Below are 19,121 nucleotides of genomic sequence, written 5' to 3'. Positions count from 1 at the left end.
ATGAGAATGGAATCATGACCATGCCAGCCCCCCTCCTCCAGCGCCCCGACGGCTCCCCCCTGCGCGTCCTCGTCGTCGATGACGAGCAGATGCTGACCGACCTGCTCTCGATGGCGTTGCGCATGGAGGGCTGGGAGGTGCGGACCGCCGCGTCGGGCTTCGATGCGCTCACGGCCGCGCGAGACTTCGCCCCCGACGCGATGGTCCTGGACATCATGATGCCGGACCTCGACGGGATGGCGGTGCTGCAGCGTCTGCGCCAGGGGGGCGACGACGTCCCGGTGCTCTTCCTCACCGCGAAGGACTCCGTGAGCGACCGGGTCGCCGGGCTCACCGCGGGCGGCGACGACTACGTCACGAAGCCGTTCAGCCTGGAGGAGGTCGTCGCACGTCTGCGCGGGCTCATGCGCCGCGCCGGAGCATCCGCCGGTGCCGCCGACCCGATCCTGCGGGTGGGCGACCTCACGCTCAACGAGGACTCGCACGAGGTCTTCCGGGGCGACGACGAGATCGAGCTCACCGCCACGGAGTTCGAGCTGCTGCGCTACCTCATGCGCAACCAGCGCCGCGTGCTGTCCAAGGCGCAGATCCTGGACCGCGTCTGGAACTACGACTTCGGCGGCCGATCGAGCGTCGTGGAGCTGTACATCTCCTACCTGCGCAAGAAGATCGACGCCGGCAAGGAGCCGCTCATCCACACGGTCCGCGGTGTGGGCTACATGATCAAAGCGAGCCAGTGAGCACGACCCCCCGTCGTCGACGGCACCGCTGGAGCCTGCAGGCGCGGCTGATCACGGCGGTCGTCTCGTTCGTGTCCGTCATCCTCATCACCGTCGGCCTCGGCACGGGGACGGTGCTCGAGTCCATCCTCCGCGAGAACCTCGACGCGAAGGTCACGCGGGTGCAGGACACGATCGCGCTCGACTACAACCACCGCGCGGACCAGATCCTGGGTGCGAGTCGTCAGGAGCGGGGCACACTGCTCGTCGTCAACAACCTCGCCGGCCCCACGGCGGCCTACGTCGACGGCGACGGCGATGTGCGCACACTCGACACCCGCAAGATCCAGGTCAGCGCGCCGGACGGCAACAGCTGGGCGGACGCGACGATCGCCGGCCTCGGCGACTACCGACTGCGCATCGGTCCTTACTCGAGCATCATCGGCCTCCCGACCTCCGAGGTCACGAGTGTGAGTGCGCGCATCGTCACCACCGTCGCCCTCCTGACCACGGGCGGCCTCCTCGTCCTCGCCGCGGTCATCGCGCTCCTCATCCGCAGCGCCCTCGCACCGCTGCGATCCGTGGCGTCGACGGCCTCGCGGGTCGCGGCGCAGCCCCTCGCGGAGGGTGCCGTCACGATCAGCGAGCGAGTCCCCGAAGAGGACACCGACACCCACACCGAGGTCGGCCAGGTGGGGCACGCACTCAACACCCTGCTCGACCATGTCGAGACCTCCCTGGCCGCGCGACAGCGCAACGAGGAGCGGATGCGCGCATTCGTCGCCGACGCGAGCCATGAGCTGCGCACGCCCCTGGCGTCCATCCGCGGCTACTCGGAGCTCTCGCTGCGCGGCATCCGTCAGGCCGAGGCCGGCGGCGGCGCAACCGCCGGAGCAGTCGCCGAGACGACTCGCGAGTCGCTCGAACGGATCCAGGCGCAGTCCCTGCGGATGACGGCGCTCGTGGAGGACCTGCTCCTGCTGGCACGACTCGACGAAGGCACCGAGCTCGTCTACAGCGCGGTGGACCTCAGCCGCCTCGCCGTGGAGGCCGTCTCCGATGCGCGTGTCGCGGGAACGGACCACGACTGGGTGCTCGAGGTCCCCGACGAGCCCGTCATCGTCGCCGGCGACGCCGGCCGACTGCATCAGGTCGCCGCGAACCTGCTCACGAACGCCCGTGTGCACACCCCCGCCGGTACGCGCGTGACGGCGACCGTGGCGACCGAGGACGGCGACGCGGTCCTGCGCGTCCACGACGACGGACCCGGCATCGACCCCTCCGTCGTCGACGAGCTGTTCGAGCGGTTCAGCCGCGCCGATTCGTCCCGCGCCCGGCAGACCGGCGGCACGGGTCTCGGCCTCTCGATCGTGAAGGCGATCGTGGAGGGTCACGGCGGGCGCATCTCGGTGACGTCCGAGCCGGGCGCGACGACCTTCGAGGTCCGGATGCCCGCCCGGCCCGACTCCCCCGCTCAGTAGCCGCTGAACGCGTCCGTCGTGAGGGACTTCGCCCTCTCGAGGGCGGGAGTGAGGGTCGCGATCAGCGCGGGCGGCCCGGAGACGTAGGCGTGACGCCGGGCGATGTCGGGCACGAGGCGCAGCAGCCCGTCGGCGTCGAGGCGCGCACCGCCGGCCCAGACCCAGCCTGCGGGGAGGTCCTCGGGCTCGTCACGGGTGACGACGATGACCGGGATGCCGGCGGCCTCGAGATCGTCGCGGAACGCGAGCTCCTCACTGCCCGACGCGACGTACACGAAGACGACGTCCCGGCGGTCCTGCGTCAGCCGGAGGTGGCGCAGGTGCGAGACGAACGGCGTCACACCGATCCCGGCGGCGACCATCAGCACCGGGGCGTCGGCACGGCGCGGCAGGACGAAGTCGCCCCAGATCCCCGTGATGGCCAACTCGTCGCCGGGTTCGACCGTGGCGAGCGCCTTCTTGTAACTCGACTGCGATCCCTCGCGCATGGCGATCTTGACCAGCGGCAGCTCGGCCGGAGAGGAGAGGATGCTGAACTCGCGGCGCGTCCCGCGGGAGTCGGGGTGCGCGTGAGGCACCTCGAGCTCGAGGTACTGCCCGGGGGCGAATCGCACCGGGCGTTCCGCTCGGAAGCTGTACTCGCGGACGCTCGGAGTGAGGGGCGTGCGCTCGACGATCGTCAGGCGCACAGCAGTGCGCATCGCGAACACGAAGGCGACGAGGTTGCCGACCAGCAGGGCGCGCTCCTGGCCGAGCGTGATCTCGCCGAGCGAGATCGGCCAACCCGCCAGCACGCCGACGACTGCGGCCACGACGAACTGCTGCCAGCGGCGCGGCGGGAGCGTGAGCGGCTCGGACAGCATGAAGGCGCCGAGGAACAGGAACGGCGACGACAGCACGACCGCCGAGAACGTCATGCCGGGGTCGAGAGCGAACCCTGCCGACTGCGCCTGCACGATGGTGCGCACGAGCGCGACGGCGATCGCGACGAGGAGGAAGAGCCCCACGACGCGGACCTTCTCGGTGCGCACCAGCACGACGAGTCCGAGGAGCAGCACGGGCAGCGCCAGGATCGGAGTGCCGACCCACCACGCCGCCGCGCCGAGGTCCGGCGCCCAGATGCTGAGGATCGTGAGGGCCGTCGCCCCCACGGCGGCGGGGTTGAAGATGTGCCGTCCCTGCCAGGCCAGGAGGTACTTGGATGCAGAGGCGAGTGCCCCCGCGACGGCGACACCGATCAGCGGAAGGGGCTCGAGCGTCGGGCGCAGCACGAACACGAGGATCAATGCGGTGATGAGCGCGGACTCGATGCGCCAGGAGCGCCGGACGATCCGCTGGGCGACCGCGTCGACGAGGGCGATGGCGACAACCAGGACGGCGAGCGTGGCGAGGAACTCCACGGGGGTGACCGAGACCCCGCCGCCGAGCGAGAGGGCGAAGGTGATCAAGGCCAGCGCCGCGAGCGCGAGGAGCACGAGACGGTACATGGACAGCCGGCCGAGGACGCCGAAGGCACGGCTCCATGCGGCATTGAGGGACGTGATCACGAGAACAACTCCGCTTCGCATCGGGGGGACCATTCGACGGAGCCGTCGGTGCGCATGCGCACCCAGGCGACTCCCCATTCTGCGGCCAGCTGCGGGCCGCCGTCGAAGAACAAGGCCGTCGCGACCGCATCCGCCGTCATGGCGTCGGATGCCACCGCCCACGTCGCCGCGTAGGCGCGCACCGGTTCGCCCGTGCGCGCGTCGAGCACGTGGTGGAGACCGTCACCCCACGCGCGCCGGTTGACCGCGGACGCGCAGAGCGCGGCATCTGTCACCGTCCAGACACCGATGGCACGGGACGCGTCGTACGGGTGCTCGAGGGCGATCCGCTGAGTGACGCCCCGGATCGCGACGTCACCGCCGGCATCCACCACCGCCGCGCCGGGCACGCGAGCGAGGACGACATCGGCGAGCCGCCCCTTGCCGAGGGCGCCGACGTCGATGACCGCGGGTGCGGTCAGACGCAGGATGCCGTCCGACCAGCTCAGGAGGCCGCGCCACTCCCGCGGAGCGGCCAGGGCGCCCCGATCGGTCAGCGAGTACGCCGCGTCGTACCCGCGGCGGGCGATGCTCTCTCCGACGAGCGGGTTCACCGCACCACCGGTCGCGGTGTCGAGGGCGTCGTAGAGATCCAGCATCGCGGTGGTGTCGGCGGGTGCGGCGACCTCGCCTCCGCGCTCCCCCAGCCGTGCGACCAGGGAGTCCGAGCGGAACCGCGACCACTCGCGATCGAACGCGGCGATGGCGTCCGTGATCTCGTCACGGACGCCATCGTCCAGGGGGTCGGCGGTCTCGATCCGCCAGACGGTGCCGATCGCCTCGAACGTCCAGGTGTGGACGAGCGGGCCGGCCGTGATCATGACGCGGCTTCGGTCCGGATCTCGGCGACCGCTGCGTTGAACCCGCCGCTGGTCAGGGACGATCCGCCCACCCGATCGACGGACAGGTCGTCGAGGTTCTTGCCGACGACCTCGTCCTGGATGCCGCCGATGAACTCGCTCTGGTACTGCTCGCTCTCCCGCGCCTGCGGATCGCCGGTCACCTCGACGGCCGTGACGACGTTCGATTCGAGCGTCAGCGTGACGCTGATCGTCTCGACGGTCTCGGGGGTCTGATACGAGCCCTCGGCGGTGTACGTGCCGTCCTCGTAGGTCCCCGAGGACGAACCACTGCCGGCATCCGCCGACGGCTGCGACGACTCGCCGCCGCCGGTCGTCGTCTGGCCGGCGCACCCGGCGAGCAGGGCGAGCCCCGCAACGGAGGCGGCGGCGGCGCCGACGCGAATCGGTCGGGGTACGGCGGTGGTGCGGATCATGAGAGGTCCTCCTTCTGTCGTGCCCGCCCGGTCGGGGGCGCGGGGCGATGACTCCAGGAAAGCGGTCGCCGACAGGGCGGTGCTTGCAGAAGTCTATGGATCTCCTGCGAACCGGATCGGGACGCGGGGCCTCAGGCGGCGCCGTCGAACATGCTCGTGACCGAACCGTCCTCGAAGACCTCGCGGATCGCCCGTGCCAGCAGCGGAGCGATCGGCAGGATCGTGAGGGCGGGGAACCGCTTCTCGGGGGGGAGCGGCACGGTGTCGGTGACGACGACCTCGTCGATCGAGGGGTCCTGGAGACGCTCGACGGCAGGGTCGCTGAAGATCGCGTGCGTCGCGGCGACGATGACCCGCTCGGCGCCGTTGGCCTTGAGGGCCTGGGCCGCCTTCACGATCGTGCCGCCGGTGTCGATCATGTCGTCGACGAGCAGGCAGACGCGACCGTCGACCTGACCGACGATCTCGTTGACCGTGACCTGATTGGCGACATTCGGGTCGCGGCGCTTGTGGATGATCGCGAGCGGTGCCCCGAGGCTGTCGGACCAGGTGTCGGCGACACGGACGCGACCCGTATCGGGCGAGACCACCGTGAGCTTCGCGCGATCCTCCGCCGAGAGCGTGTTCTCGAAGTGCTCGAGCAGGACCGGCTTGGCGAAGAGGTGGTCGACGGGACCGTCGAAGAAGCCCTGGATCTGCGCGGCGTGGAGGTCGACGCTCATGACGCGGTCCGCCCCGGCGGTCTTGAACAGATCGGCGACCAGGCGGGCGCTGATCGGCTCACGACCGCGGCCCTTCTTGTCCTGTCGGGAGTAGGGGAAGTACGGCGCCACGACGGTGATGCGCTTCGCGGATGCGCGCTTGGCGGCATCCAGCATGATGAGGGTCTCCATCAGCCATTCGTTGACGGGCGGCCCGAAGCTCTGGATGAGGAAGAAGTCGCAGCCGCGGATCGACACCTCGAAGCGGGTGAGGATCTCCCCCGAGGCGAACGTGCGGTGCTCGGTCGGCACCAGCTGCGTGCCGAGGGCCGTGGCGACCTCGGCCGAGAGTTCTTCGTGCGAGCGACCGGACGCAACGACGAGCCGCTTCTTGGTCTTGGCCACCAGGCCCGGCGCGATGCCGCGCTCGGTGTCGAGGTCAACCGTGTGCTGCTTCTTGCGACCCATCGCCAGCTTCCTGTGCGGACCGGGCGCGAGCGGCGGCTTCTGCCGCTCCCGTTCCCGGTCGATTGTTCTCGACCCACCCGGCGATGTTCCGCTGGGGGGCGATGCTGAGGGCGAGGGCGCCGGCCGGAACATCCTTGCGGATCACGGCTCCCGCACCCGTCTTCGCGCCCTCACCGATCCTAACGGGCGCGACGAACACGTTGTGCGAGCCGGCGTGCACCTCGTCGGCGATCTCGGTGCGGTGCTTCGTGAGGTCGTCGTAGTTGGCGGTGATCGCCCCCGCGCCGAGGTTGACGTTGCGTCCGATGGTCGTGTCACCGACGTACGACAGGTGAGGGACCTTGCTGCCCTCGCCGATGGTCGAGTTCTTCGTCTCGACGAACGTGCCGATCTTCCCGCGCTCGCCCAGCTCCGTGCCCGGACGGACGTAGGCGAACGGGCCGACGGTGGCCTCCGCCCCGATGACGGCGAGGGTCGCGTCGGTGCGGGTCACGGTGGCGCCCCGGCCGACCTCGCAGTCCACGAGGCTCGTGTCGGGACCGATCGTCGCCCCCTCGGCGACGCTGGTGGACCGGAGGATGTGCGTGTTGGGAAGCACGGTCACGTCGGGAGCCAGGGTCGCCGTCACGTCGATCCACGTCGTCGCCGGGTCGAGGACCGTGACGCCTTCCAGCTGCCACCGGCGCACCGTGCGGGCGTTGAGGAGGCGCCCCACCTCGGACAGCTGCACGCGGTCGTTGACGCCGTAGGTGACGGTGGCGTCCTCGGCGACGGATGCCGCGACCCGTCGCCCGGCGCGACGCAGCAGCGCGACGGTGTCGGTGAGGTACTTCTCGTTCTGCGCGTTCGCGGTGCCCACCTGCGGGAGATGTTCGCGGAGGGCGGTGGCCGCGAACACGTACATGCCGGCATTGACCTCGGTGACGGCGGCCTCCTCGGCCGAGGCATCCTTCTGCTCGACGATGCGGGCGACACTGCCGTCGCTCTCGCGGATGATGCGACCGTAGCCGGTCGGGTCGTCGATGACCGCCGTCATGAGGGTCGCGTCCGCCTGCGCCGTGCGGTGCTCCGAGACGAAGGCGCCGAGGGTGTCGGCGTCGGCGAGCGGGCAGTCGCCGCTGAGGACGAGCAGATCGCCGTCGAACCCCTCGAGGGCGTCGAGGGCGACCTCGACGGCGCGGCCGGTGCCGGGGATCTCGTCCTGGTCGACGACGACGACCTCGGGCGCCACGCCCAGGACGGCGGCGGCCACCTGCTCGCGTTCGTGCCGCACGACGACCACGACGTGAGCGGGAGCGAGGTCGCGCGCGGTGTCGAGGACATGTCCGACGAGGGGACGCCCGCCGATGCGGTGCAGCACCTTCGGGAGCGAGGACTTCATCCGCGTGCCCTGGCCGGCGGCCAGGATGACGACGGCGAGGCGGGAGTCGAGCGCGTTCTCGGTCATGCTCCGCCGCCAGGACTCGAACCTAGACCTCACAGCTCCAAAGGCTGTCGTGCTGCCATTACACCACGGCGGACCGCGGCGCTCCGGGGTCCCGGCGGCCGCCCGTCAAGTCTGCCATGCGAGCGGGGGCGGGCGAGGACGACGGGGCGCCGCAGCCGCTCTGCGATGATGAGGGGATGGCTCCCGAACACGACGAGGTCGACCGGATCGTGAGCGCCTGGATCGCGCAGCGGCCCGATCTGGACTTCTCCCCGCTCGAGGTGCTCTCGCGTGTGGACCGGCTGTCGCGCCACCTCGATCGTGCCCGCCGTGAGGCGTTCCACCGGAGCGACCTCGAGCCGTGGGAGTGGGACGTCCTGTCCGCGCTGCGGCGCGCGGGCGAGCCGTACACGCTGAGCCCGAAGCAGCTCCTGCAGCAGACGCTCGTCTCCAGCGGCACCATGACCAACCGCATCGACCGGCTCGTCGATCGCCGACTGGTCGTCCGCGCAGCCGACCCCGGTGACGGCCGCGGAGTGCTCGTGACCCTCACGGAGGAGGGTCGCAATCGCGTCGACGCCGCGATCACCCGCCTCGTCGACGCGGAGGCGGAGCTGCTCGGCCAGATATCCCGGGCCGACCGCGACCGTCTCGCCGCTCTGCTGCGCAAGCTCAGCCTCGGCTTCGACGTCTGACCCGCGATGGCGATGCGCGCTCCGCTGCCCGTCCGCGACGGGGTCGGTCCCACACGCCTTCGGGTGCCGCGCACGGGACCGTGGGCGACGATCGCCGACTACGTGACGGGACGGTTCGCGCACATCGACCCCGACATCCTCCTCACCCGGTTCGACCGCGGTGAGGTCGTCGCGATCGACGGCACCCGACTGACGCGTGAGACGCCGCTCGGGGCGGAGGACTTCATCTGGTACTACCGGGAGCCGCCCGACGAGCCCCGCGTCCCCTACGAGGTGACGGTGCGCCACCTCGACGACGACCTCCTCGTGGTCGACAAGCCGCACTTCCTGCCGACCACCCCCGGCGGCGGATTCCTGTACAACTCCGCCCTCGTCCGGCTGCGTCAACGGTTCGAGAACCCCGACCTCACCCCCATCCACCGTCTGGACCGCGCGACGGCGGGGCTCGTGATGTTCTCCGTGCGACCCGCGACCCGCGGCGCGTACCAGACGCTGTTCGCCGACCGGGCGGTCGAGAAGGTCTACGAGGCGGTCACCGCAGTGCCCGCCGACGGGATGCCGCATCTCCCCCTCGTCGTGCGCTCGCACCTGACGAGCTCGCGCGGCAGCCTCCGCGCGATCGTCCACGAGGACCGGGAGCCGAACGCCGAGACGCGCGTCGAGGCGATCCGGGTCACCGCCGAACGGGCGCACCTCCGGCTCTTCCCGCGGACCGGTCGCATGCACCAGCTCCGCACTCACCTCGCCGGCATCGGACTCGGCATCCTCGGCGACCGGTTCTATCCGGACCTCCTCGACGAGGCCCCGGACGACCCGGAGCGACCGCTTCAGCTGCTGGCGCGAGAACTGCGGTTCGTCGACCCGTTGACGGGGCACGCCCGCGAGTTCACGACGGGGCTGCGTCTGCGCGAGGCGCCCTCCGACTGATCACGCGAGCTGCTCGCCGAGTTCGAACCACCGCTCCTCGGCCTCGGCGACCTCCGCCTCCATGGCACCGATGCGCTGCATCTCCTCCCCGAGCCCGACGTAGTCTGCCTGATCGTGGTCGGCGAGGGCGGTGCGGGCGGCTCCGATCTGGGCGCTGAGCTTCTCGATGCGCCGCTCGAGGCTCGTGAGCTCCTTCTCGGCCGCGCGTCGCTCGGCTCCGGTGAGAGCGGATGCCGTCGGCGCTGCCGCATCCGCCTTCTGGCCACCGGTGGTCGCCGCCCCTGTCGCCTGCGGCTGGGCGGCCCGCAGGCGCAGGTACTCCTCGATGCCGCCGGGCAGGTGGCGCAGCGTGCCGCCCATGACGGCGTACTGCTGGTCCGTGACCCGCTCCATGAAGTAGCGGTCGTGGGAGACGACGATGAGGGTGCCCGCCCACGAGTCGAGGAGATCCTCGATCGCGGCGAGCATGTCGGTGTCGAGGTCGTTCGTGGGCTCGTCGAGGATGAGGACGTTCGGCTGGTCGAGGAGGATCAGGAGGAGCTGGAGGCGGCGCTTCTGCCCGCCGGAGAGGTCCTTCACGGGCGTGGACAGCTGGGCCGACGAGAAGCCCATGCGCTCGAGCAGCTGCCCGGGCGTGAGCTCCTGCGCTTTCGAACCCGCGCCGAAGGTGTAGGTGGTCCGCAGGCGCGAGACGACCACGCGCACCGGTTCGTCGAGGTGGGGGTCGAGTTCGTCCATGCGCTGCGTCAGGGTCGCCACCTTCACGGTCTTGCCGTGCTTCACGCGCCCCGCGGTGGGCTGCACGACGCCGGAGACGAGTCCCAGGAGGGTGGACTTCCCGGCGCCGTTGACGCCGAGGATGCCGGTGCGCTCACCCGGGGCGATGCGCCACTCGACGCCCCGGATGATCTCGCGGCCGTCGTAGGACACCCCCGCGTCGAGCAGGTCGACGACGTCCTTGCCGAGGCGGGCGACGGCGAGCGACTGGAGGGAGACCCGATCGCGGATCTCGGGGACGTCGGCGATGAGCTCGTTGGCGGCGTCGATCCGGAACTTCGGCTTGCTCGTGCGGGCCGGTGCACCGCGGCGCAGCCAGGCGAGCTCCTTGCGGGCGAGGTTCTGCCGACGGGCCTCGATGGCCGCGGCCTGCCGGTCGCGTTCGACGCGCTGCAGGATGTACGCGGCGTAGCCGCCCTCGAAAGGCTCGACGATGCGGTCGTGCACCTCCCACGTCTTCGTGCAGACCTCGTCGAGGAACCACCGGTCGTGCGTCACGACCATGAGCGCACCCGAGGTCGCCGACCAGCGTCGCTTGAGATGCTCGGCCAGCCACGCGATGCCCTCCACGTCGAGGTGGTTGGTGGGCTCGTCGAGCGCGAGCACGTCCCAGTCCCCCGCGAGCAGTTGCGCGAGGGCGACGCGACGGCGCTGACCACCCGAGAGCGTGCCGATGGCGGCATCCCAATCCAGGTCGGACAGCAACCCGGCGATCACGTCGCGGACCCGGGGGTCGCCGGCCCACTCGTGCGCGGGTCCGTCGCCGACGACGGCGCGACCGACGGTCAGGTCGTCCGGCAGGACGTCCGTCTGCTCCAGCACCCCGATGGTGACGCCACCGCGAACCGTCACGCGCCCCGAGTCCGGCTCGCGGCGCCCGGCGAGCATCGCCATGAGGCTCGACTTGCCGTCGCCGTTGCGGCCGACGATGCCGATGCGGTCGCCCTCGTCGACACCGAGCGAGACGCCGTCGAAGACGACCTTGGTCGGGTACTCCAGGTGCAGGGCCTCGGCCCCGAGAAGATGTGCCATCCCCTCCAGGCTACGCGGCGCGGGGAGGGTGCCCGCTCAGTACCAGAAGCTCAGGCGCGGTGTCGTCGTCGAGGCGAACACGCGGGCGAGGCGGTGCGGATCGTCCGTCTCGATGCGTCCCGCGCGAGCGAGCGTCACGGGCGAGACGCCGCCGAGCAGGATCGCCGACAGCTCGGCGACACCGAGCTTCGCGAGCGGGACGCCGAGCGGCGCCTCGTCGACCACGTCGACGCCCGGCTCCTCACCGGCCGACAGGACGAACGTGCCCTCGGCGATCCCGAGCGGATCGGCGACCTCCAGAGCCACCACGTCGTCGACGTCGTACCCGCGCGCTGCGAGCACCGTGGGCACGTCGAGGATCCGCAGGTACTGGTGGTCGGCGATCCGGATGCGGGCGGCACGCTGATCGGCGATCATCCACCAGAGCGGCTCGTCGACCGACAGTTCGCTCGCTCGCACGGTGCCGATGAGATCGAGCGACAGGAGGAAGCGCCAGAGGCCCGCGTACGCGGCATCCGTCACCGCGAGGAGCTGATGGACGGTCGCGATCGACGCGGCCCAGTCGTCGTCGTTCTCGCTGACCGAGTACAGGGCGACACCCTCGACCTCGCCCTCCGGCGAGCGGTACTGGACCGCACGCAGCCGGTCGGCCTTCTCGGCGTCGGGACGTGTGCCGTAGGTGCGGTCCCAGTGACCGCCGGGCATCGCGATCTCACCCGGAGACGTCAGGCGGGTGCGCTCGTGCAGTGCGGTCGCGGCTTCCCGCGCCTGTTCGCGCGTCACGTAGTCGAGCCGGCCCGGAGCGATCGGACCGATCCACCCCGCTCGCCGGGTCTGGATCTCCCACGACGCGGCTGCGGCCGCGGGCGCGAATCCGAACCGCCCGTAGATGCCCGATTCGCTGACGGTCAGACCCGCGATCGGGGCGCCCTGCGCCACCGCCGTGCGCAGCTCGCCGGCCATCACACGCGAGAGCAGCCGCCGCCGACGGTGCGTGGGCGCGACGGTGACCGCGCTGATCGCGCACATCGGGATCGTGGCCGCGCCCGGGAGCGTGAGGTCGGCGATCCACGACGCGAAGGTGGTGACGGGTTCGTCCGGCTGCACGGCAGCGGGGTCGTAGACGCCGATCTTCCGGCGGTACCGGCTGCGGACGAAGGACTCCCCGCGCTGCACGTCGTTGCGCTCCCCGTCGAGGAAGCCGCGGGCGACGGCATCCGTCCACCGGTCCGAGGCGGCACGGTCCTCGTCGCCGACGCGGTCGATGCGGAGGCCGTCGGCCTCGATCGCGGCACGCAGGGTCTCGTCGAGCGGAGCGGAGTGGAAGGCGTCGCCGAGTGAGGTCATGCCCTCCAGGCTAGGGGGAGCCGCCGACGTGCGTCAGACGATCCGTGTGCCGGCGACCGGTCCGCTGACCGTGTGGGCGGTGCGACCAGCATCCGACAACTGCGCCGCGATCTCTCGCGCGTGGTCGTCGTCGGACGCGAGGAACGCGACCGTCGGGCCCGAACCCGAGACCAGTCCGCCGAGGGCGCCGGCGGCCATGCCCGCGTCCAGCACCTCGGCCAGTGCCGGGCGCAGGTGCACGGCGGCGAGCTGCAGGTCGTTGCGGATGACGGCCGCCAGGGCCGCGGCATCCCCCGACCGCAGGGCACGCAGCACCGCCGGGTCGACCTCGGGCATCAGGCGACCGGGCCCGATGTCGGCGACGTCGCGGAGGCGGTCGAGCGTGCCGTAGACCTCGGGCGTCGAGAGTCCGTCGCCGTCGGTGACCAGCACCCACGAGAATCGGCCCCGACCGAGCGCCGGGGCGAGCTCGTCGCCGCGACCGGTGCCGACGGCGGTGCCGCCGAGCAGCGCGAACGGGACGTCCGCACCGAGGCCCGCGCCGAGCTCGTGCAGCTCGGACGTGGAGAGCCCGGCCTCGATCAGCTCGTTGACGGCGACGAGGGCGGCCGCGGCATCCGCGGATCCCCCGCCCATACCGCCGGCCACCGGTACGCCCTTGTGGATCTGCAGACGGATGCCGCCCTCCCACCCGACCGCGTCGGTCACCAGGCGGGCGGCACGAAGGGCGAGGTTGCGCTCGTCGAGCGGAACGCCCGAGACGTCGACATCGCCCGTGACCGCGAGATGGAACCCCTCGTCGTGCGAGGCCCAGAGGTCCTCGTACAGCGAGACCGCCTGATAGACCGAGGCGACCTCGTGATAGCCGTCGTCGCCGACGGCGCCCACGTCGAAGAAGAGGTTGAGCTTGCCCGGCGCGCGCACGTGCACGCGCCGAGCGGGGTCGATGCTCAGGCTCACGCGTTCGCCGAGTCGGCCCAGAGGTCGACGTCGATCGCGCCCGAGAGCGCGTCGATGCGGGCGAGTTCGTCGTCGTCGAACGGTGCACCCTCGGTGGCGGCGAGATTCTGGTCCAGCTGCTCCGGCCGCGAGGCCCCGATGAGCGCAGAGGTCACGACCTCGTCGCGGAGGACCCACTGGATCGCCATCTGCGCAAGGGTCTGGCCGCGCTGCTGCGCGATGTCGTCGAGGCCCCGCAGCGTGTCGAGCGCCTTCTTGTTCAGCTGACCGTCGGGCAACGAGAAGCGGCTCTGCGCCCGGTCGGCCGTACCGTCGCCGAGGTACTTGTCGGTGAGCAGGCCCTGCGCGAGCGGCGTGAAGGCGATCGCCCCCATCCCCGCCGTGCGGAGCGATTCGGTCAGCCCGTCCTCGACCCAGCGGTTGAGGATGGAGTACGAGGGCTGGTGGATGACGAGCGGGGTCCCGAGATCCCGCGCGACGGCGACCGCCTCCTCGGTGCGCTCCGCGCTGTACGACGAGATGCCGACGTAGAGCGCCTTGCCCTGCCGGACGAGCGTGTCGAGGGCGCCGATGGTCTCCTCGATGGGCGTCACGGGGTCCGCGCGGTGCGAGTAGAAGATGTCGACGTAGTCGACGCTCATCCTCTTGAGTGACTGCTCGGCGCTCGCGATGAGGTACTTCCGCGACCCGTTGTTGCCGTACGGACCGGGCCACATGTCGTACCCCGCCTTCGACGAGATGAGGATCTCATCGCGATAGGGCGCGAAGTCCTCGCGCATCATGCGGCCGAAGTTGGTCTCGGCCGACCCGAAGGGCGGGCCGTAGTTGTTGGCCAGATCGAAGTGCGTGACACCACGGTCGAAGGCGTGACGCAGCAGGGTACGCTGGTTGTCGAAGGGGATGTTGTCCCCGAAGTTCCACCAGAGTCCCAACGAGATCGCCGGCAGATACAGGCCGCTCGAACCGACCTGGCGGAAAGCCCCCGCATCGTAGCGGGAGGACGCCGCCTGATAGGGGCGGTGGGTGTCGCCATTGCGCGACGAGGGGAAACGGTCCGCGTAATCGGTCATCACCCCAGGCTATCGATCGCAGGCACCCGAAACGTCGGCGAAACGACGGAGACCTAGTCTTGCCCGACGGGACAGACACATCGAGGGAGAACATATGGCGCGACTGACCGCACTGCCGTCCGAGGGTGGTTCCTGGACCGCTCTTCTCGAGCGCGAGGACATCGTCCTCATCGGAGGCATGCTGCACCTGCGCCATGACGACACCACCCCCGAGCAGGCCCGCATCGCCGATCTGCTGCTGATCGCCGACACGCTCGCCGATGCCGGGATCCCCCATCTCCTCATCCGTCACTCGCGCTCGGTCCCCGGGCTCGTCGTCGACCTCGCCCACCGGTCGCGTGCCCTGACGGCTCTGTCCGGTCGGGCCCTCACCGAACCGATCTACGCGAAGGCGAAAGGCGGCACGCCGGTGCCCTTCGGCGAACTGCGCCTGCGCGCCTCCGGCCCGTCCTCCGTGCGCGTCTTCCGGCCCCGCGTGGCCGGCGAGCTCCGTTACGGAGCCGGTTGCGGCGTGCGCGTCGAGTTCTGGCGGTTCGGCGAGGAGCTGGTCGAGGCGCCGCACGCGAACGACCTCACGCGACGCACCTTCGCCGCGGAGGACGTCGAGCCGGCCACCGTGGAGCGCTACGGCCGCACCTGGCAGACCGTGAACGGGATGTTCGACCCGCACCCGGGCGAGGTCACCCACGAGATCGACATGGTCTTCTCCTGGGTCGACGGCTCGTCCTCCGAGTTCCAGCGCCAGCGGGCCGCGCAGCTGTCCGAGTACGTCGTCGGCGACGGCGACGACGGTCCCGCCCGCTACCGCCATGTCGACGAGCTGCGCTACGCGCTGCGGAGCGTCCACATGTACGCCCCATGGGTGCGCCGCATCTTCATCGCGACCGACTCCCCCGCCCCCGCGTGGCTGCTCGACCACCCGAAGGTCACGATCGTGCGCAGCGAGGAGTTCTTCGAGGACCCGTCCGTCCTCCCGACGCACAACTCCCACGCCGTCGAGGCCCAGCTCCACCGCATCGAGGGGTTGTCGGAGCACTTCCTCTATTCGAACGACGACATGTTCTTCGGGCGTCCGCTCTCACCGGAGCTGTTCTTCTCGCCCGCCGGCGTCTCGTCGTTCGTCGAGTGCGACGTCCGCATCGGGACAGGCCCGCGCCGCGTCGCCCGCAGCGGCCACGACAACGCCCTGCGCCTCAACCGCGAGCTGCTGCGCGAGCGCTTCGGACGCACGATCGTCCGCGACCTCGAGCACTGCGCCGCTCCCCTGCGCCGCTCGGTGATGTTCGAACTCGAGCGCGAGTTCCCCGAGGAGATCCGGCGCACCGCGGCATCCCGTTTCCGCTCCGCCACCGACGTGTCGGTGACCAACTGCCTCTACCACTACTACGCGCAGTTCACCGGTCGTGCGATCGCCTCGACGGCGCCGCGCGTGCGGTACTTCCAGACGACGCAGGCCGCGTCGCTGCGCCGCATGGAGAAGCTCGCCGAGCGCAGCGACGTCGACATGTTCTGCCTGAACGACGGCGGGGACCACGAGGTCCCCGAACCGGTGCGCGTACGCGCGGTCACGGGACTGCTCGAGCGGCTCTTCCCGGTCCGCGCGCCGTGGGAGGACCCGGCGCTCAGCGCAGCGCCGGTACGCTCGGTCGAGCTGCACGCGTGACCGAACCGGTCACTCCCGCCACGCGAAGGCGGCGCTGAGCCTCATCGGGGTCGATGTACTCCAGCGGCGTCGAGACGTCGAGCGGGACCACCGAGTGGACGACGGTGTCGTCGTAGACGTGCACCATGTTGTACGCCTGTGCGCCGTCCTGCGGCCGCGTGCCGCCGACGGGCACCGTGAGGTCCTGCGCGTAGCATGTCGACGACGCGACCGAGACGGGGATGCCCGCGAAGGTCGCGAAGGTCGAGTAGTGAAGGTGTCCCGCGATGATCGCGCGAACGTCCGTCCCGCGGACGACGTCGGCGAGTCGTCGTTGGTCGCGCAGCTCGACGCTCGACGCCAGCGGCAGGACGCTGGGTACCGGCGGATGGTGCATGGCCAGCACGGTGCCGAGCGGCGCTGGGGTGGCGAGCACGTCCGCGAGCCAGCGCAGCTGCGCGTCGGAGAGCTCGCCGTGGTGGTGCCCCGGCACGCTCGTGTCGAGCGTCACGATGCGCAGACCGTCGAGCTCGTCCACGCGGTCGTACGGCGCCGTCGGGTCGGCGGGGGTCTGGTCGAGCAGACGCGCTCGGAACGCACCGCGGTCGTCGTGGTTGCCCATGACCCAGAGCAGACGCGCGCCGAGCCGCTCGGCGAAGGGCTCCACGAGCGCGCGGATCGCGTCGTAGGCGGCCGCCTCGCCGAGGTCGACGAGGTCGCCCGTGAAGACGACGGCGTCCGGGGCGATGCCGCTGGACTCGATGGCGGCGAGCGCCGCGGTGAGCGAGGCCTCGCCGTCGACGCTGTCGAACAGCCGGGGGCCAGGACCGCGCAGATGCGTGTCGCTGAGGTGGAGCAGGATCCGTTCGGCGGCCGGATGCTCGGCGCGGCGCATGGTCACTTCTTCCGTCGGTGCGGGGACTCGGGTGCCTCCGCCTTGCCCTGGAATGTTACCGGCATGTTTCGGGAACGCGCGGTGAACGACGCACGAAGTCATCGGAAACTCTGTGCTGACGCATCGGCTCCGGAGGGATCGACGGATGCCGCCGGCTCAGGCGCGTGCGATGCGGACGTAGTCCTCGATCGTCAGGTCCTCGCCGCGGGCGGTCGGTGCGACGCCGGCGCGCTCGAGCACCTCGGTCGCCGATGCGGACGAGCCGCCCAGCACCCCCGAGAGCGCCTGGCGGAGCATCTTGCGACGCTGCTGGAACGCCGCGTCGACGATGGCGAAGGTGCGCAGGCGCTCTTCCTCGGTGCCGCGAGGATCGGTGTCACGCTCGAACCCGACGAGAACGCTGTCGACGTTCGGCACCGGCCAGAAGACCTGGCGCGAGACGGTCCCGGCCAGTCGCCACGGCCCGTACCAGGCCGCCTTGACGCTCGGCGCCCCGTAGACCTTCGACCCCGCAGGCGCGGCGAGCCGCTCCCCCACCTCGGCCTGGACCATGACGACGCCGCGCTGGATCGACGGGAAGTGCTCCATGAAGTGGAGGAGCACCGGCACGCTGACGTTGTAGGGCAGGTTCGCCACGAGGACATCGGGTTCGCCGGGGAGTTCGCTCACACGCAGCGCGTCCTGCGCGACGACGGTGAGGGCGCCATCCGGGACGCCGTGTGCGGCGGCGGTGACCGGCAGACGCTCGGCCAGGCGGTGGTCGATCTCGACCGCGGTGACGGGCGCCCCGGTCTCGAGGATCGCGAGGGTCAGCGAGCCGAGGCCCGGTCCGACCTCGACCACCCGGTCGGCGGAGGTGACCCGCGCGGCGTGCACGATCTTGCGCACGGTGTTCGCGTCGACGACGAAGTTCTGCCCGAGCTTCTTGGTCGGCGTGACGTCGAGGTCGGCGGCGAGCGCGCGGATCTCGGCGGCTCCGAGGAGGGTGACGGGCATGGGTTCCAGCCTAGTTGCCGGGGTTCGCCCCGCCGATCAGGGGATGATGGGCGGATGACGGATGGCTGGGCGATCGCGGTGAGCGTTGCCGGCGGCCTGGTCCTGCTGTGGGTCGCGCTGCTCGTGGTCCTCGCCCTGCAGGTGCGGCGTGCCGGCGGAGCGATCGAGTGGCGCGAGGCGGTGCGACTCGTCCCGGACGTGATCCGCCTGATCCGCCGGCTCGTCGCGGACCGCGCGGTGCCTCGCGGCGCCCGCTGGTGGCTCGCGGGGCTCCTCGTCTACCTGCTCTCGCCGATCGATCTCGTCCCCGACGTCATCCCCGTGCTCGGATACGCGGATGATGCCGTCGTCGTGGTGATCGCCCTGCGCTTCGCGCTGCGGCATGCGGGCCGGGACGCCATCGAGCGCCACTGGCCGGGGACGGGGACGGGCCTCGAGAGTCTCCTCGCTCTCATCGGTCGGTCACGCACGTCCTGACCGATCCGTGCGGGCGGCTCAGCCGCCCTCGCCACCCGGGTCGATGGGTGCCCCGTCCCAGCCGTCGGGCAGGTCGCCGCGTTCCACGGGACCTCCGCGGTCGGCCCGCCGCTGCAGCTCGGCGAACATCCGATCGGTCTCCGCGACGGTCGGCGCACGAAGGCCCGCGGCCGCCTCTCTCAGATCCGCGGACGGGGCGCCATAGCCGTCGCCGCCGACGATCAGCACCGTCCGGCCGGGCTCGACGACGGCGTACTCCTCGATCCCTCCCGCGGACCGTCGCCAGGTTCCGCCGTCCTGCACGCACGTGGCGTCACCACCGCCCCACATCTGCTGGGCGGCGCACGCCGCGGCGTCCATCTCCCCCGGCCCGCTGCGCACGGTGATCATGTCGCCGGTGCCCGGTTTCGACCACGTCGCGGTCATCCCGCCCTCGTCCGTCTCGTTCACGGACTGCGGGGCCAGGTCGTACCCGTCGATCGTGGTGGTCACCACGAGGACGGGGTCGACACCGAGGTGCGAGACGCGCTCCGCGATCTCGTCGGGCGTGGCCGCTGCCGCCGTCGCGCACCCGGGGAGTCCGAGCACCAGGACGGCTGCGGCCACGGCGAGCATGACGCGACGAGGCATGCGGCTCACCCTAGCC

Annotated in this window: 18 protein-coding genes and 1 tRNA gene; 6 read left to right on the top strand and 13 right to left on the bottom strand. The window is 71.2% G+C overall.

The genetic code is table 11. The features are described 5' to 3' along the window. Positions 1-14 precede the first annotated feature (14 nt). Positions 15-740 carry a response regulator transcription factor gene (locus AB0259_RS03115; protein ID WP_366220682.1) on the top strand — a complete coding sequence of 242 codons (726 nt, stop codon included), beginning with the start codon at positions 15-17 and terminating at the stop codon, positions 738-740. Beyond that, positions 737-2,200: an ATP-binding protein gene (locus AB0259_RS03110; RefSeq protein WP_366220683.1), complete on the top strand. Its 1,464-nt coding sequence runs from the start codon at positions 737-739 to the stop codon at positions 2,198-2,200. The genes AB0259_RS03115 and AB0259_RS03110 overlap by 4 nt, the downstream gene beginning before the upstream one ends. Here AB0259_RS03110 and AB0259_RS03105 read toward each other — a convergent pair. From AB0259_RS03105 to AB0259_RS03080, 6 genes are all read right to left on the bottom strand, one after another. Then, positions 2,194-3,747, bottom strand: a complete 1,554-nt coding sequence (locus tag AB0259_RS03105; protein ID WP_366220684.1) for a flavodoxin reductase — start codon at positions 3,745-3,747, stop codon at positions 2,194-2,196. The two genes, AB0259_RS03110 and AB0259_RS03105, sit on opposite strands and share 7 nt — an antisense overlap. Beyond that, positions 3,744-4,607, bottom strand: coding sequence for an FAD:protein FMN transferase (locus AB0259_RS03100; RefSeq protein WP_366220685.1), 864 nt, complete (start codon positions 4,605-4,607; stop codon positions 3,744-3,746). The genes AB0259_RS03105 and AB0259_RS03100 overlap by 4 nt, the downstream gene beginning before the upstream one ends. Beyond that, a complete protein-coding gene (locus AB0259_RS03095) occupies positions 4,604-5,062 on the bottom strand; it encodes an FMN-binding protein (RefSeq protein WP_366220687.1) in 459 nt (152 codons plus the stop codon). The genes AB0259_RS03100 and AB0259_RS03095 overlap by 4 nt, the downstream gene beginning before the upstream one ends. A gap of 131 nt (positions 5,063-5,193) precedes the next feature. Beyond that, a complete protein-coding gene (locus AB0259_RS03090; RefSeq protein ID WP_251580069.1) occupies positions 5,194-6,231 on the bottom strand; it encodes a ribose-phosphate diphosphokinase in 1,038 nt (345 codons plus the stop codon). Further along, positions 6,203-7,678: a bifunctional UDP-N-acetylglucosamine diphosphorylase/glucosamine-1-phosphate N-acetyltransferase GlmU gene (gene glmU / locus AB0259_RS03085; RefSeq protein ID WP_251580060.1), complete on the bottom strand. Its 1,476-nt coding sequence runs from the start codon at positions 7,676-7,678 to the stop codon at positions 6,203-6,205. The genes AB0259_RS03090 and glmU overlap by 29 nt, the downstream gene beginning before the upstream one ends. Position 7,679: 1 nt before the next feature. Next, positions 7,680-7,751, bottom strand: a tRNA-Gln gene (locus AB0259_RS03080). Positions 7,752-7,854: 103 nt separating this feature from the next. Here AB0259_RS03080 and AB0259_RS03075 point away from each other — a divergent pair. After that, positions 7,855-8,352 carry a MarR family transcriptional regulator gene (locus AB0259_RS03075; protein ID WP_251580052.1) on the top strand — a complete coding sequence of 166 codons (498 nt, stop codon included), beginning with the start codon at positions 7,855-7,857 and terminating at the stop codon, positions 8,350-8,352. Positions 8,353-8,358: 6 nt separating this feature from the next. Further along, positions 8,359-9,279 (top strand): pseudouridine synthase, encoded by a 921-nt coding sequence (locus tag AB0259_RS03070; protein WP_366220688.1) that lies wholly within the window; start codon positions 8,359-8,361, stop codon positions 9,277-9,279. Here AB0259_RS03070 and AB0259_RS03065 read toward each other — a convergent pair whose 3' ends face one another. The 4 genes from AB0259_RS03065 to AB0259_RS03050 are packed head-to-tail and all read right to left on the bottom strand — an operon-like array spanning position 9,280 to position 14,465. Next, positions 9,280-11,088 (bottom strand): ABC-F family ATP-binding cassette domain-containing protein, encoded by a 1,809-nt coding sequence (locus AB0259_RS03065; protein WP_251580037.1) that lies wholly within the window; start codon positions 11,086-11,088, stop codon positions 9,280-9,282. 36 nt (positions 11,089-11,124) lie between these two features. Beyond that, the gene (locus AB0259_RS03060; protein WP_366220690.1) at positions 11,125-12,435 is read right to left on the bottom strand and encodes a GNAT family N-acetyltransferase; all 1,311 of its coding nucleotides are present in this window, start codon (positions 12,433-12,435) and stop codon (positions 11,125-11,127) included. 33 nt (positions 12,436-12,468) lie between these two features. Then, on the bottom strand, positions 12,469-13,395 hold the full coding sequence (locus tag AB0259_RS03055) for a 4-(cytidine 5'-diphospho)-2-C-methyl-D-erythritol kinase (protein WP_366220692.1): 927 nt from the start codon (positions 13,393-13,395) through the stop codon (positions 12,469-12,471). Then, a complete protein-coding gene (locus AB0259_RS03050; protein ID WP_251580031.1) occupies positions 13,392-14,465 on the bottom strand; it encodes an aldo/keto reductase in 1,074 nt (357 codons plus the stop codon). The genes AB0259_RS03055 and AB0259_RS03050 overlap by 4 nt, the downstream gene beginning before the upstream one ends. Positions 14,466-14,559: 94 nt before the next feature. On the opposite strand from AB0259_RS03050, the gene AB0259_RS03045 reads away from it, so the two are divergent. Then, positions 14,560-16,128 carry a stealth conserved region 3 domain-containing protein gene (locus AB0259_RS03045; protein WP_366220694.1) on the top strand — a complete coding sequence of 523 codons (1,569 nt, stop codon included), beginning with the start codon at positions 14,560-14,562 and terminating at the stop codon, positions 16,126-16,128. Here the strand turns inward: AB0259_RS03045 and AB0259_RS03040 are convergent. Together AB0259_RS03040 and rsmA are read right to left on the bottom strand one after the other, a co-directional pair. Then, positions 16,088-17,002 carry a phosphodiesterase gene (locus AB0259_RS03040; protein ID WP_366220696.1) on the bottom strand — a complete coding sequence of 305 codons (915 nt, stop codon included), beginning with the start codon at positions 17,000-17,002 and terminating at the stop codon, positions 16,088-16,090. The two genes, AB0259_RS03045 and AB0259_RS03040, sit on opposite strands and share 41 nt — an antisense overlap. A gap of 156 nt (positions 17,003-17,158) precedes the next feature. Continuing rightward, a complete protein-coding gene (gene rsmA, locus AB0259_RS03035) occupies positions 17,159-17,998 on the bottom strand; it encodes a 16S rRNA (adenine(1518)-N(6)/adenine(1519)-N(6))-dimethyltransferase RsmA (RefSeq protein WP_366220698.1) in 840 nt (279 codons plus the stop codon). A 54-nt stretch (positions 17,999-18,052) separates the two neighbouring features. Between rsmA and AB0259_RS03030 the strand changes: the two genes are divergently transcribed. Next, positions 18,053-18,475, top strand: coding sequence for a DUF1232 domain-containing protein (locus tag AB0259_RS03030; protein ID WP_366220699.1), 423 nt, complete (start codon positions 18,053-18,055; stop codon positions 18,473-18,475). Positions 18,476-18,493: 18 nt separating this feature from the next. On the opposite strand, the gene AB0259_RS03025 is transcribed toward AB0259_RS03030, so the two are convergent. Beyond that, on the bottom strand, positions 18,494-19,105 hold the full coding sequence (locus tag AB0259_RS03025) for a hypothetical protein (RefSeq protein ID WP_366220700.1): 612 nt from the start codon (positions 19,103-19,105) through the stop codon (positions 18,494-18,496). Between the last annotated feature and the right edge of the window lie 16 nt (positions 19,106-19,121).

Origin of the sequence: Microbacterium sp. NPDC080005 (assembly GCF_040702445.1) — a bacterium.
Lineage (GTDB): Bacteria > Actinomycetota > Actinomycetes > Actinomycetales > Microbacteriaceae > Microbacterium > Microbacterium oleivorans_D.
The sequence above is the reverse complement of the archived record's forward strand: the minus strand, read 5'-3'. Positions and strand labels throughout refer to the sequence as shown.

Excerpts from the sequence above, each read along its gene's own strand:
- glmU (WP_251580060.1), bottom strand. The coding sequence starts at position 7,678 with ATGACCGAGAACGCGCTCGACTCCCGCCTCGCCGTCGTCATCCTGGCC.
- AB0259_RS03060 (WP_366220690.1), bottom strand. The coding sequence starts at position 12,435 with ATGACCTCACTCGGCGACGCCTTCCACTCCGCTCCGCTCGACGAGACC.
- AB0259_RS03075 (WP_251580052.1), top strand. The coding sequence starts at position 7,855 with ATGGCTCCCGAACACGACGAGGTCGACCGGATCGTGAGCGCCTGGATC.
- AB0259_RS03090 (WP_251580069.1), bottom strand. The coding sequence starts at position 6,231 with ATGGGTCGCAAGAAGCAGCACACGGTTGACCTCGACACCGAGCGCGGC.
- AB0259_RS03045 (WP_366220694.1), top strand. The coding sequence starts at position 14,560 with ATGGCGCGACTGACCGCACTGCCGTCCGAGGGTGGTTCCTGGACCGCT.
- rsmA (WP_366220698.1), bottom strand. The coding sequence starts at position 17,998 with ATGCCCGTCACCCTCCTCGGAGCCGCCGAGATCCGCGCGCTCGCCGCC.
- AB0259_RS03025 (WP_366220700.1), bottom strand. The coding sequence starts at position 19,105 with ATGCCTCGTCGCGTCATGCTCGCCGTGGCCGCAGCCGTCCTGGTGCTC.
- AB0259_RS03040 (WP_366220696.1), bottom strand. The coding sequence starts at position 17,002 with ATGCGCCGCGCCGAGCATCCGGCCGCCGAACGGATCCTGCTCCACCTC.
- AB0259_RS03065 (WP_251580037.1), bottom strand. The coding sequence starts at position 11,088 with ATGGCACATCTTCTCGGGGCCGAGGCCCTGCACCTGGAGTACCCGACC.
- AB0259_RS03050 (WP_251580031.1), bottom strand. The coding sequence starts at position 14,465 with ATGACCGATTACGCGGACCGTTTCCCCTCGTCGCGCAATGGCGACACC.
- AB0259_RS03115 (WP_366220682.1), top strand. The coding sequence starts at position 15 with ATGACCATGCCAGCCCCCCTCCTCCAGCGCCCCGACGGCTCCCCCCTG.
- AB0259_RS03100 (WP_366220685.1), bottom strand. The coding sequence starts at position 4,607 with ATGATCACGGCCGGCCCGCTCGTCCACACCTGGACGTTCGAGGCGATC.
- AB0259_RS03030 (WP_366220699.1), top strand. The coding sequence starts at position 18,053 with ATGACGGATGGCTGGGCGATCGCGGTGAGCGTTGCCGGCGGCCTGGTC.
- AB0259_RS03070 (WP_366220688.1), top strand. The coding sequence starts at position 8,359 with ATGGCGATGCGCGCTCCGCTGCCCGTCCGCGACGGGGTCGGTCCCACA.
- AB0259_RS03095 (WP_366220687.1), bottom strand. The coding sequence starts at position 5,062 with ATGATCCGCACCACCGCCGTACCCCGACCGATTCGCGTCGGCGCCGCC.